The sequence below is a fragment of the Ruegeria sp. BF7 genome (assembly GCF_056538605.1).
Genome location: NZ_JBQFTM010000011.1, coordinates 103,698 through 117,073, shown reverse-complemented (window position 1 = coordinate 117,073; position 13,376 = coordinate 103,698). Strand labels below are relative to the sequence as shown.

Genomic DNA, 13,376 nt, shown 5'->3' with positions numbered 1-13,376 from the left:
TGAGATTTGGTGTGCCCAGAATTTGCCGGGCACACCTCGGGCAATTGGGGAAGCGTTCCTTTTAGACGCGTCCGGTGCCGTTGAAATCACAAGCGCCAGCCTGCATCACGTCCATAACGCAAGTCCCTGTGGTAGAGTTCCGGGTCCAGACCAATGTCATTCAGCATACGTTTATCAAGCTGAGACACATGCCGGAGATCCCGCTTCAAGCGGTATTTACGAATTGTAGAGCTGCGCAAACGCGAAAACAGGCTGGCGAATACCTTAAAAAGGGAATCGCCTCGCTTTCCTCTTCCAATTGGTGCACTAGCATCAATCGGTTGAAATAAGAGGCCGCGTCGGCAGGAAAATAAATTACGTTCCATCGTCATTTTAACTCCTATGTTCGGTGCGATAGCGCCGGATCTGCCGGGGCCGTCAGGCCGCAAAATTCTGTGGAATCTTCGTCCAACCGCGATGACTGCGTGATTCTATGGTCCGGCATATTTGAACAAAAAAACCTGGTCAGACGGTTACGGCGGTTGGTTGCTGTGCTGTCTTGCAAACATGCTCGACATGGCGATGGTCAGTACCGCAACACCCGCCAATGACGGTCAAATTGGGAAGAAGTTGTGCAAGCTCCAGATGCAACTCGCCGAACTCTTGCGGGTTCCCGTCATCCAACTCCTCTGCTTCGTCCAGCTCAGCATGTGACAGGCGCGACGCGTTGGCCCGCACACCCATGATCCGCTTCGTCCAATCGCCACCTTGTTCCAGAACGGAGCGGAAATGATCGGGATGCGCACAGTTGATCATGAAGTACGCCGCAGTGCTTCCCGTGGCTCTGTCGACCTGTTCAATGGCAGAGCGCAGGCCCTGACCTGAAGGCAGTCGGCCGTCGGTTTCGACGGTGAACGAGATCACTACCGGAATATCCGCAGATTGCGCGGCGCGCACGATGCCGGTCGCCTCGTCGGCATAGGTCATCGTGATCGCTGAAACCATGTCTGCACCCATTCCGGCGAACCAATTAACCTGAGTCTGATGATAGGCTTCAGCTTCAGGTACGCTCATTATTTCCGTCGGGGCGTAACCGTCGCTGTGCGGCCCGATCACTCCGTTGATTACAAAAGGAGAGTCCTGAGTTTCATGGTCCGCCCGCATCCTCACCAGCGTTGCGATAACCTCCCGGTGAACCTCTTTAAGCTGATCACGGTCCACTCCCAATTCTGCCGCCCAGCGGGGACTGGCACGCCAGGTTGGGGTGTCCATTATGAACCCACGACGATGGTTGACGGCCAGCCGAGCGAACCCGCGCATATACCTGTCTATGGCGTCGATACCCTCCTGGCTTTCCAGCGCTTTGAAGGCTGCAAACAGCGGCAGATCGATCCCGTCGTGAAAGACCAGGGTGGTTTCAAGGCCACCATCAGCCACCATCCGAGTGCCATTCAACTGCGGCAGCGCATTGCGATACTTCATTGCTATTCTCCTGTTTCCAGGCCCCTCACTGGGGCCGTTACGTATGAAACGGGAATAGCAACGGCCCGGGCTCGAACCTTGAACCGCATCTGAGCTTTTCCTGAGAAAGTATGAGGGGTAGGCTGTTTCAAACGAGAATTGTTTCAAACATGATCGGTTCCGGGGCATGAAATACGCGTTCAATGATTGTACGATTGATACCGATCTCTTTCAGATATCGCGTGGTGAGGTCTGTAAAAGTCTGACCCCTCAGACCCTGCAAATTCTGGAGTACCTCATTACGAACCGGGATCGGGTAGTGCTGAAGGACGAGCTGGTCGACCAGGTGTGGCAAGGCCGGTTTATCACGGACGCTACTTTGTCGACCGCTATGAAAGAAGCCCGCCAGGCGGTTGGTGACACGGGGCGGGATCAGCACACAATCCGGACAGTGCATGGGAAAGGTTTCCGCTTTGTCGCTGAAATCGACACCGCCGCGACCAACACACAAGACACGCCGGCGCCGGACGGAATTGTTCTTGCGGTTCTTCCGTTCAGAAGTTTGGGCAGGAGTTTTAACGACGGGTTTCTGGCCGAAGGGTTGACCGAAGATGCGATCACCAACCTGTCGCGGTTTCGCGAACTCACACTGTTGTCACATCGCACAACCGCCCAATTGGCCACGGATAAGGTTTCAAACGCTGAGATGTCGGACAGATATGGGGTCACCCATGTCGTCGAAGGCAGCATCCGAAGGTCTCAAAGCCAGCTGCGGGTGACCGTGCAGGTGACCGAGGCCCGTAACGGCAGGCTGGTCGCCACCGAGCAATTCGATCGCGGTGGCGGACCCGAAGACCTGTTTGACATTCAGGAAGACATTGCCGCATTGATTGCAGGGCGCCTCGGTAGCCGCCACGGCCTCGTTGCGAAACAAGTCGCTCGATCCCTACCGGACGGACGTACGCATTCCTGGGACACGTATTTTCTCGTTGCGCAGTTTTATGAGTATTACCGGTCCTACGATCATTCCATACATGCAGAGATTCGGGACAGGTTAAAGGACGCGCTCGAAACTGATCCCCAATCATCAGATGGGTGGGCGGCCTATGCCATGCTGTTACTGGAAGAGTACCGCTATCACGTCAACCAGCGCCCTGATGTAGATGCCTTGGCGCTATCAGCAGAAGCTGCGCGCAAGGCGGTGGAATGCGATGGGCTAAATGCCTTTGCGCAAATGACACTGGCGCTGACTATCTACTATCAGATGGACATTGCCGGATTCAGGGTCGCCGCCGAACGAGCGCTGGAACTGAATTCCGGCCACTGCGATGTTTTGGCCGAGATCGGGTCCTGCCATCTGTTTTTAGGTGAATATGATCGCGCCGTCGAATTGCTGGATAGGGCTATTGAACTAAGTCCGGTCCATCCCGGATGGTACCATTACGCACGATGCTGGCTCTATGCATCTCAAGGTTTTATCGAGGCGGCGCTGGTAGAGATCGAAAAAGTTCCCATGCCCGACTTCTTTTGGTATCAGGCGCACCTTGCTTGGCTTCATGGCGAATTGGGCAACACTGAAAAAGCACAAGCGTCAGTCGAAGTCATGCGAGAGATGTTTCCGATCTTCGAGGACGTCGTCTATGAAGAACTCGCTTTGACCGGAATAACTCCGGAACGCGGAGAGATGGCTGTGCGAGGATGGCGAAAGGCCGGGCTCAGAATTCCGGAATACCCGAATTAGACCGCAGACGCCTCATTGCGGGCACGGCGATCAAACCTGAGACCGCAACGGCGGCGGCCAAAGCCGGATAGCCCCCCACTGCGATTGCGAGGCTCCCGGTTACGCCACCCAATGCAAACCCCAGAAGGTAACGTGCCATACCCGCCGCCGGGGCGTCTGTCCGATCCAGGTACAGCGGAAAAAACAGGAACAGGCCGAATGCGTTGATCAGGATAGTGGCGCCAATCAGCAACTCGGTTTTAGATAAATAGGTAAGCCCGCCGGCAAAGGCGGCGAGTAACAGACCAATTATCCCAGCCTGCAGTCTCAGCCGGTTCGGCATGAGACCAGCAAGGTAAGAACCCAAACCGGACAGCAACAGGCTTCCGGCTAGCCAGGCGCTGAGGCTGCCAAGGTTTAGCTCAACCGAGTACACTTCGAGAAAGGCCCAATAAGCGCCCATACATGCAAAGAACGGCAGCAAGCTAACGTCCTTTTTCCAGTTTAAGTGCCTGATACTGCGCTTGCTTGGTACAGGCATTTTCCAAAACAGCAGGGCCACCTGCATCGCCGCTAGAAGGGCCAAAAAAGGCAGCAATGATAACTCGAATACATGGATACCAACCAGCAGAACAAAGGAAGCGGTACAGCCGATCGCCATTCCATTGCCTATCATTCGCAGAACCTTTTTCTCCGCGAAACTGCGCGACAGGGGCAGAGCTAAAACAATGCCTAACGACAGACCTGTACTGCTTGCCCCGGCAAACAAAACCGTCTTCGGAATAGCCTGCACCATCGCAGCACCAGCAATTCCGCAGACCGCAACAACCCCCGCGGCACGAGGCAATGCTCTATGTCGTGTGTCGGCTCCAATCGCGCATCCCGCCGCAGATGATAATAGGACGATGCTTGCCAACAAGCCTACCGTTATGTCGGAAATACCGCATTTATCAGCCAGTTCAGCCAGCCAAATTGGCATAGTGTTCAGAACGGTAACAGCCAAGGCGATTATGAATAAACTCGTCAATTTCCCATCCTCGCCAAGTCAGGTTGCTATTCTAGTTCGATGTTTGATCACACTAAGTTACTGGTCAACGTTTCAGAAAACGAACTTTTTGGCTCGCTTGGGTCCTTCAAAATTATCAGAAAACAACCTCTGGTGGCTTTGTCGCAGATTTTTAACCCTGTCTGTCTGAGGGGGGGCACCTTTGTTAAATGCGTCTCGGATTTCGAACAAGGCGGGTAGTGGCAATCTCATTCAATGGCACACATTCTTCCACAGGACGCGGTATTTCCGTCGATCATGCATCTTTGAACCGCCGGGTGTTAGGTATTCACCGCTGATTGCCGACCTAGCACGTCGCCAGAGACGCGGCCGCAATAAATCCTGGCGAATGGATAAGACTTATGCTCTGACGCAATTTCTTTGTATCTACATCCGCCGCACTGAACGGCATCGAAGTTGCACAGATAATCCGTAAAGGCCGTTCGGGCTCGGAATTTGCCCATAAAAACAGTTTGCGAAGCTGGCCATCTGAACACAGCTTTTTTCGTCTTAAGCATATTTTCCGTCTTAATAGTTCAGCAAAGTATGCGGCACAGCTGCCCGACTGAAGTCCGGAACAAAATCAAGGGCATCACCAACCTCTACTCACAAGTTGCCTGAAAGAGGCATGCTACCCAATCCAGCAACTGATCCAGGCAATGCAACATTGGCGAGCGAAGAGGTGCTGGTTTTAGGGGTTCAACAGCTTTGCGGAGTATCCTGATCGGCCTGACAGCATCACCACGGTCGCCAAAAAATTCGTGAGATTATCAAATTTTTCCAGATGGAGCTGTTGTTCCCTTACGACTGGTCCAACCCCTTCAACCGAAGCATATGTTGACGGACACGGTTATTCGTCAGGAGCATACATGAACAACAAATACTTCGCGCCACATGGCGGGCATCCCGGACAAGACCAGTTGTTGACAGATCGCGCCGTTTTTACAGACGCCTATGCTGTGATTCCGAAAGGGACAATGCGGGACATTGTGACCAGTTTTCTTCCGTTTTGGGACCACACCCGTTTGTGGGTTATTTCACGACCATTAAGCGGCTTTGCCGAAACCTTTTCGCAATACATCATGGAGGTGCAGCCCGGTGGCGGCTCTAACCGACCCGAGACCGACCCCGGGGCCGAAGGTGTGCTATTTGTCGTCGAAGGAACCGCGACGCTAAGTGTAGGAGGCCAGACGCACGAGCTAACACAAGGTGGCTATGCCTATTTGCCGCCCGCTATTGAATGGACCTTGCACAATCGGGCAGATGAAACACTGCGGTTTCACTGGATTCGAAAGGCTTACGAAGCTGTAGACGGGTTGGACAAACCCGATGTTCTGATACTCAACGAAAACGACATAGCGCCGACACCAATGCCCGGGACCGATGGCAAATGGGCCACGACGCGATTTGTCGACCCAAGTGACCTGCGTCACGACATGCATGTCACGGTGGTGACCTTCGAGCCCGGCGCCGTCATCCCCTTCCTTGAAACCCATGTTATGGAACATGGCCTATATGTTCTGGAAGGAAAGGCTGTCTACCGGCTGAACAGTGACTGGGTCGAAGTCGAAGCCGGCGATTACATGTGGTTGCGCGCATTCTGCCCTCAGGCCTGTTATGCAGGTGGTCCGGGCAAGTTTCGCTACCTGCTCTACAAGGATGTGAACCGGCACATGGCGCTGCGACCGGCTTCGGTCGCCTGTCGGTAGCACCGACGGCTCAGGACGGCGGTGGAATAGCAGCCCCACCGATTGCATGGGTCAATTGATGTGCCGCCTCAATTACGGGGCGGCTCAGCTGTTCAATCTCGGCTTCGCCGATCCGGCTTGTCGGCCCAGAAACCGAGATCCCGGCAACCGCCTCGCGATTGATGTCGAAAACCGGGGCTGCAATACATCGCATGCCCGAGTTTTTTTCCTCGTTGTCCACCGAAAAGCCTTGCGCTCTGACAACTGCAAGGTCGGCTTTCAACGCCTCTGGATCGGTAATTGATCTGTCCGTGAAAGATTGCAAGTCCACGGTGCTCAACAGTCTGTTCAGCCGATCTTCATCCATGTGAGCCAGCAACGCTTTGCCTATCCCCGATGCGTGCATTGGCGAAAGTGTACCCGGCGGAAAGAATGCTCGAATGCTGGCATGCGTCTCAACCTGGCTCAGAAAAAGGACAGAGCCTTCCTTCTCGACACCAAGATTGGCGGTCTCACCCGTTACTTCCATCAGCTTGCGCATGATCGGTCTGGCCCGGTCGACAAGACTAGTGCGGCGCAGAAAGCGTGAACCAATGACAAACGCACGCGGGCCGATATGCCAGACCTGTTCGTCGTGATCGAATTCGACAAGCCCCCTGCCCTCCAACGTCACGAGGATACGGTACACTGTCGCCGGGGATTGGCGCATTTCGTCGGACAGCGTGGTCAACGCCTTGCCTTGCGCCTTGCTCAGGTATTCGAAAACCTCCATCGCACGATCCAGAGATTTGATCGTGTTCTGAGCGGTTTTGTCATCCCATCCCCGTGGTCTTCCCCGGGATTTGCGGCGGGATTTTGGGTCATTATCTTGAGAATTCATAAAAACCCTCTGATCATATGTGAAAGACGAATTCAACATATGAAAAATATAAGGCACTGACAACTATAAGTTAAATTTCTTAAACTGCATTTTGAAATGCGTTTTCAAAAAAATTTCGAACTGAATGGCTTGGCTCTATTGTGTCAGCAACGACCGAAGGAGACCATCCATGAGCTTTCAAAACCCCGTTTTCATCCCGGGCCCGACCAATATTCCTGAAAGCCTGCGCAAGGCCTGCGATATGCCGACGATCGACCATCGCTCGCCGCTGTTCGGGCAGATTCTGCATCCTGCGCGCACGGGCGTTCGTAAAATTCTGAAAAGCGAAAGCGCCGAAGTCTTTATTTTCCCCTCAACCGGGACCGGTGGTTGGGAGACGGCTTTGACCAATACCCTGTCAGCGGGTGACAAGGTTCTGGCTGCCCGTAACGGCATGTTCAGCCACCGCTGGATCGACATGTGCCAACGCCATGGGCTGAATGTCGAGATCGTCGAGACCCCTTGGGGCGACGGTCTGCCCGCCGACCGCTACGAAGAGATTCTGACCGCCGACACCAACCACGAAATCAAGGTCGTTCTCGCCACGCATAACGAAACGGCAACCGGCGTAAAGTCGGACATTGCCGCCGTACGCAAGGCACTGAATGCCGCCGGGCACCCTGCCATGCTGTTTGTCGATGGTGTCTCATCGATCGCTTCCATGGACTTCCGTTTTGACGAATGGGGCGTCGACGTCGCCGTCACGGGTTCGCAAAAAGGTTTCATGCTGACTGCGGGCCTTGCCATCGTTGGCTTTAGTCAGAAGGCGATGGAAGCGACCGAGACCGGTACCTTGCCCCGTACCTTCTTTGATGTGCATGACATGGCCAAGGGTTACGCCAATAATGCCTATCCCTACACGCCCGCTGTTGGCTTGATGAATGGCCTCAACCAGGCCTGCGACATGCTGCTGAGTGAAGGTCTGGAAAACGTTTTTGCCCGACATACCCGTATCGCCGAAGGTGTCCGCGCGGCCGTGGGTGCCTGGGGGCTGGAGCTGTGTGCAGCAAACCCGTCGGTGTATTCTGACACCGTAAGCGCGATCCGAACACCGAACGGGTTCAACGCGACGGATATCGTTACCCATGCCGCAGACAAATATGGCGTCGCCTTTGGCGTTGGCCTTGGCGAAGTTGCCGGCAAGGTGTTCCGCATCGGACACCTGGGCAGCCTGACGGATGTCATGGCTCTGTCCGGCATCGCCACCGCTGAAATGTGCATGGCTGATCTGGGCCTGAACATTGAGCTTGGCTCGGGCGTGGCGGCCGCACAGGAATACTACCGTGGTCATCCCGCTGCCGTTCAGAAGGACGCTGCATGATGAAGGATTGCAACATGTACATCCCAACTTATGAGGACATGCTGGCGGCGCATGATCGGATAGAACCTTTCATCCGCCGCACTCCGGTCCGCACTTCGGACCACCTGAACGAACTGACCGGGGCGCAGCTGTTCTTCAAATGTGAGAACTTTCAGGAACCGGGTGCGTTCAAGGTACGAGGCGCCACAAATGCGGTGTTCGGGCTGGATGAGGAGCAGGCGAAAAAGGGCGTTGCGACCCATTCCTCGGGCAACCACGCCTCATGCCTGTCCTATGCGGCGATGAAACGGGGTATTCCCTGTAACGTGGTAATGCCGCGTACGGCACCGCAGGCTAAGAAGGACACGGTTCGTCGCTATGGCGGGAAGATCACCGAATGTGAGCCATCCACCTCATCTCGAGAAGCGACATTTGCCGAGGTGCAGGCGGCCACGGGTGGGGATTTTGTTCATCCCTACAACGATCCGCGCGTAATCGCCGGGCAAGGCACCTGTTCACGTGAGTTTATTGAGCAGACCGACGGGCTGGACGCAGTCGTCGCCCCCATCGGTGGCGGTGGCATGGTGTCCGGCACGTGTCTGACTCTGTCCACTCTAGCCCCGGAAACAGCGATCATAGCGGCAGAGCCCGAACAGGCCGACGATGCTTATCGCAGCTTCAAGGCTGGCCACATCATCGCGGACGACGCGCCAAAGACGATTGCCGACGGGCTGCTGGTTCCGCTTAAAGACCTCACCTGGCATTTCGTGTCAAACCACGTCACCGAAATCTACACCGCATCGGAACAAGAGATTATCGATGCGATGAAGTTGACGTGGAAACACCTGCGGATCGTGATGGAGCCATCCTCGGCCGTACCGCTGGCCACGATCCTGAAGAACCCGGACGCTTTCAAGGGTAAGCGTGTCGGTCTGATCATCACCGGGGGCAATGTCGATCTGGACAAGCTGCCTTGGCTGAATGCCTGACCGCAATCCAACAGACATCAATCCCGACATAGGAAGACGGAAATGAAAGATATGACCAATCTCGACCAATTCGAAGTAGGCTATGACATTCCGGCCAAGCCCGGAATGGATGAAGCAGATATCCAGACCCCCAGCCTGATATTGGATCTCGACGCGCTTGAGCGCAACATCAAGAAAATGGGCGATTACGCCAAGGCCCATGGCATGCGTCACCGCGTGCACGGGAAAATGCACAAGTCGGTCGATGTGGCCAAGCTGCAAGAGAAAATCGGCGGTGCGGTCGGTGTTTGCTGTCAGAAAGTCTCGGAGGCTGAGGTGTTCGTGCGCGGCGGCATCAAAGACGTCTTGGTGTCGAACCAGGTGCGAGACCCAGCCAAGATCGACCGTCTTGCCAGCCTGCCAAAACTGGGCAGCCGCATCATCGTATGTGTTGATGATCTGGACAATGTCGCGGATCTTTCGGGCGCGGCGGTGGATCACGGGACACAGCTTGAGGTCTTCGTCGAAATCGACTGCGGCGCCGGGCGCTGCGGCGTAACCACGACGCCCGAAGTAATCGAGATCGCCAAAGCGGTAGAAGCCGCCGACAACCTGAAATTCACCGGTATTCAGGCCTATCAGGGAGCCATGCAGCACCTCGACACCTACGAGGCGCGCAAGGAAAAGCTCGACACCGCCATCGCGATGGTAAAAGACGCCGTTGAGGGACTTAAGGCCGAAGGCATCGAATGTGAGCTGGTCTCGGGTGGTGGCACCGGTTCTTACTACTTCGAGTCCAATTCGGGCGTGTACAACGAACTGCAGTGCGGGTCCTACGCATTCATGGATGCAGACTATGGCCGCATCCTCGACAAGGACGGCAACCGCATCGACCGGGGCGAATGGGAAAACGCGTTCTTCATCCTGACCAGCGTCATGAGCCACGCCAAGGTCGACAAGGCCATCGTCGATGCAGGTCTCAAGGCCCAGTCGGTTGACAGCGGTCTGCCGGTTGTCTTCGGGCGCGACGATGTCGAATACATCAAATGCTCGGACGAGCATGGGGTTGTGATGGATCCGAACGGGGTGCTGAACGTCAACGATAAGCTCAAGCTGGTTCCCGGTCACTGCGACCCGACCGCAAACGTGCACGATTGGTATGTTGGCGTCCGGAACGGCAAGGTTGAATGCGTTTGGCCCGTCTCCGCCCGTGGTCACGCTTATTGAGCCAGAGCCTATTTAAAACAGGAAAGTCCGGCTCGGACGTAGCCGGATAGCCGCCCGTGTGCACTCCCTCCCTTCGGGAAAAGCACGCGGGCGCACGAATTCTGAACGGAGAAAGACATGTTGATCGTACCCGAGCGTGAAATCGCTGACCTCATGACCCGTGACGCGGCCTTTGATGCCGTGGAACAGGTCTTTGCTGCCATGGCGTCGGGTGACGCCTATAACTTTCCGGTCGTGCGCGAAGCCATCGGACATGAAGATGCACTTTATGGATTCAAGGGCGGGTTTGACCGCGCGGGGCTAACACTTGGTCTTAAGGCGGGAGGCTACTGGCCGAACAATCTGGAAAAGCGCGGGTTGATCAACCACCAGTCCACCGTGTTTCTGTTCGACCCCGACACTGGCAAACCCTCGGCAATGGTCGGCGGCAATCTACTGACAGCTCTGCGCACTGCGGCGGCATCTTCCGTGTCAATCAAACACCTTGCCCGCCCAAACGCCAAGGTCATCGGCATGATTGGCGCCGGTCACCAAGCCGCATTTCAGCTTCGCGCGGCGCTGGAACAGCGCGCATTTGAAAAGGTTATTGGCTGGAATTACCATCCCGAGATGCTGCCGAATATCGAAAAAGTCGCCAACGAAGCCGGCATTCCCTTTGAAGCCGTCGAACTGAACGGCATGACAGAGGCGGATGTGATCATCTCAATCACCTCGGCATTTGCTCCGTCGCTGATGGCGGATCATGTCAGTCCCGGAACTCACGTTGCATGCATGGGGACGGACACCAAGGGCAAGCAAGAGGTGGAAGCGGCGCTGTTGGCCAAAGCAAAAGTCTTCACGGACGAGGTCGCGCAATCCGTCACCATCGGCGAAGCACAGCACGCCGTTGCCCAAGGCCTGATCGAAGAAAGCGACGTTGCCCAGCTTGGTGCGGTCATCAACGGCACAAATCCCGGTCGGACATCCAATGATCAGATCACACTGTTCGATGGTACCGGCGTGGGTCTTCAGGATCTAGCCGTTGCGGCGTCAGTGGTCGATCTCGCTGTTCAGAAAGGGATCGCGATCCAAGTAGAATTCTAAAGAAAACCGGGTGCGGCCAGTCTTTGCTGACAGGCTGCTCCCGCTTTGTGATTTCCTGTCTGGCGAATACTTGAAGCCCCCAGCCACCTTGTCATTTCCGCCATTCGCCATTGGTGGAATGATACGGCTTGAGCGCCTTGAAGCTGTATTTCGTGATGGCCGGTCCGGCGCATCCGGGAAACAGTTTTTACCAGGTGGATACTGCCTCGGCTTTGGGCGTGTCAAAAAAGGATATCGGACGAAACCCGCAACCACTTGAAAAGCGAGGCAGAGTGTCTTGATGTTGGACTAATCCTACTGGGGGTAAAAAATCGCGCCCACATTGTGACGCTGCGCGTGACACTGCGTGGATTGTTCAAAACTGAAGCGTTTTTTGGCACTGACGTGCCGACCTTCGGTTAAGAAATAGCCAGGCCAATTTCGAATTCATCGGTCAGGCTGGTAGCCTTGCCTCGACGGTTGGGTATCTCGAAAAAAAGCGGCGAGCCCAGGCACGCCGCTTTTTTGTTGCAGTGACGCTCAGAGATTCACCTTCACCTCATCAGACGTGATCGTCATGGCCAATAGACCCCAGACCGTGGCCAGCCATACCGCCTGAAACTTCTTCTGTCGCTTCGTCCGAAAGCTCCTCGGGAAGAACCAAGTTCAGTATAATTGCGATGACCGCAGCAGGCAGGATACCCGAAGTGGCCAGAACCTTGAGTGTGCCGGGCAGATACTGAAGCGCGCCGGGCTCCAATTGCAATCCCAAACCAAGGCTTAGGGAAATCGCAAAGATCACCATATTGCGCCGGTTCCAGTTCACATCCGACAGCATCGAAACACCCGCCGCGACCACCATGCCGAACATCACGATCACACCGCCGCCCAGAACTTCGATCGGGATCGACGAGATGATCGCACCGATTTTCGGAATAAGCCCGCATACGATCAGGAAAAGAGCCCCGATGGTAACCACCATGCGGCTCATGACGCCGGTCATGGCAATCAAACCGACATTCTGACTGAACGAGGTGTTCGGCAATGCGCCGAAGAGACCGGAGATCGCGGTGCCGATACCATCGGCGTAGGTTGCGCCCTGAATCTCCTTGTCGGTTGCCTCACGTCCGGCGCCGCCTTTGGTGATACCGGACACGTCCCCTACCGTTTCAACGGCCGAAACAAAGGACATCGCACAGAAACCGATGATGGCTGCGACCGAGAATTCGAGACCGAAATGCAGCGGGTTTGGCAGAGCGAACGGTGCTGCACTACCGACATTACCCAAATTTACTTGGCCAAGTACAAATGCCAATGCGTAACCGACCAACAAGCCGATCAATACCGCTGACACGGACAGCATGCCTCGCGCAAAGAACTTCAGGCCGAGCGTCACCACAATTACGCTTCCAGCCATGAACCAGTTAAGGCCCGAACCATACTCCTCGGTACCAATGGCAGGCACACCGCCGGCAGCATACTGAACCCCAACCTTTACAAGCGCCAAACCGATCATGGTCACCACGAGGCCTGTGACCAAGGGTGGAAGTGCAAATCGAAGACGGCCTATGAACAGCCCAAGGAAGGCATGGAACAGACCGCCGACGACCACGCCGCCCATCAAGACGGCAATGGCATCGACACCCTTTCCGACCACCAGTGGGATCATGATTGGGATGAAGGCAAACGACGTTCCCTGAACAATTGGTAACCGGGCGCCAACCGGGCCTACACCAATGGATTGGAACAAAGTCGCGATGCCTGCAAAGAACATCGACATCTGGATCATGTAGATCATTTGAGGAAAGTCGGGGCTGTTCGAACCAAATCCGAACCCGGCCGCGCCGCACACGATAATGGCTGGCGTGACGTTGGAAACGAACATCGCCAGCACGTGCTGAATTCCCAGTGGTACCGCTTTCAGAAGCGGCGGCGAGTAATTCGGATCGCGGAGCTGTTCCGGCGTTCCGATGGATGCATCTGACATTGTGTCTTTCCTCCCTTGAG

11 protein-coding genes are annotated in these 13,376 nt (G+C 55.4%); 6 read left to right on the top strand and 5 right to left on the bottom strand.

Translation table 11 applies throughout. From position 1 onward, the window contains the following. Positions 1-86: 86 nt before the first annotated feature. Together ACR0IK_RS18485 and ACR0IK_RS18480 are read right to left on the bottom strand one after the other, a co-directional pair. Complete coding sequence (locus ACR0IK_RS18485; RefSeq protein ID WP_480642672.1) at positions 87-371, bottom strand: hypothetical protein; 285 nt, start codon at positions 369-371, stop codon at positions 87-89. A gap of 133 nt (positions 372-504) precedes the next feature. Next, positions 505-1,461, bottom strand: coding sequence for a homocysteine S-methyltransferase family protein (locus ACR0IK_RS18480; protein ID WP_480642671.1), 957 nt, complete (start codon positions 1,459-1,461; stop codon positions 505-507). Between the two features lie 166 nt (positions 1,462-1,627). Here ACR0IK_RS18480 and ACR0IK_RS18475 point away from each other — a divergent pair, with 166 nt between their 5' ends. After that, positions 1,628-3,181, top strand: coding sequence for a winged helix-turn-helix domain-containing tetratricopeptide repeat protein (locus tag ACR0IK_RS18475; protein WP_480642669.1), 1,554 nt, complete (start codon positions 1,628-1,630; stop codon positions 3,179-3,181). Here ACR0IK_RS18475 and ACR0IK_RS18470 read toward each other — a convergent pair. After that, complete coding sequence (locus ACR0IK_RS18470) at positions 3,156-4,187, bottom strand: hypothetical protein (RefSeq protein ID WP_480642667.1); 1,032 nt, start codon at positions 4,185-4,187, stop codon at positions 3,156-3,158. The two genes, ACR0IK_RS18475 and ACR0IK_RS18470, sit on opposite strands and share 26 nt — an antisense overlap. Positions 4,188-5,074: 887 nt before the next feature. On the opposite strand from ACR0IK_RS18470, the gene ACR0IK_RS18465 reads away from it, so the two are divergent. Continuing rightward, positions 5,075-5,914 carry a bifunctional allantoicase/(S)-ureidoglycine aminohydrolase gene (locus ACR0IK_RS18465; protein WP_480642665.1) on the top strand — a complete coding sequence of 280 codons (840 nt, stop codon included), beginning with the start codon at positions 5,075-5,077 and terminating at the stop codon, positions 5,912-5,914. A 10-nt stretch (positions 5,915-5,924) separates the two neighbouring features. Here ACR0IK_RS18465 and bhcR read toward each other — a convergent pair whose 3' ends face one another. Then, positions 5,925-6,773: an HTH-type transcriptional regulator BhcR gene (bhcR, locus tag ACR0IK_RS18460; protein WP_480595640.1), complete on the bottom strand. Its 849-nt coding sequence runs from the start codon at positions 6,771-6,773 to the stop codon at positions 5,925-5,927. A 169-nt stretch (positions 6,774-6,942) separates the two neighbouring features. Here bhcR and bhcA point away from each other — a divergent pair, with 169 nt between their 5' ends. The 4 genes from bhcA to bhcD all read left to right on the top strand — a co-directional run bounded on the left by bhcA (position 6,943) and on the right by bhcD (position 11,390). Beyond that, on the top strand, positions 6,943-8,133 hold the full coding sequence (gene bhcA / locus ACR0IK_RS18455; protein ID WP_480642663.1) for an L-aspartate--glyoxylate aminotransferase BhcA: 1,191 nt from the start codon (positions 6,943-6,945) through the stop codon (positions 8,131-8,133). Next, positions 8,133-9,101 (top strand): beta-hydroxyaspartate dehydratase BhcB, encoded by a 969-nt coding sequence (bhcB, locus tag ACR0IK_RS18450; protein WP_480595693.1) that lies wholly within the window; start codon positions 8,133-8,135, stop codon positions 9,099-9,101. Before bhcA ends, bhcB begins: the two co-directional genes overlap by 1 nt. Positions 9,102-9,143: 42 nt before the next feature. Next, complete coding sequence (gene bhcC, locus ACR0IK_RS18445; RefSeq protein WP_480642662.1) at positions 9,144-10,307, top strand: 3-hydroxy-D-aspartate aldolase BhcC; 1,164 nt, start codon at positions 9,144-9,146, stop codon at positions 10,305-10,307. 117 nt (positions 10,308-10,424) lie between these two features. Next, complete coding sequence (gene bhcD, locus ACR0IK_RS18440; protein WP_480642661.1) at positions 10,425-11,390, top strand: iminosuccinate reductase BhcD; 966 nt, start codon at positions 10,425-10,427, stop codon at positions 11,388-11,390. Between the two features lie 541 nt (positions 11,391-11,931). Here bhcD and ACR0IK_RS18435 read toward each other — a convergent pair. After that, positions 11,932-13,356, bottom strand: a complete 1,425-nt coding sequence (locus tag ACR0IK_RS18435; protein ID WP_480642660.1) for a uracil-xanthine permease family protein — start codon at positions 13,354-13,356, stop codon at positions 11,932-11,934. Between the last annotated feature and the right edge of the window lie 20 nt (positions 13,357-13,376).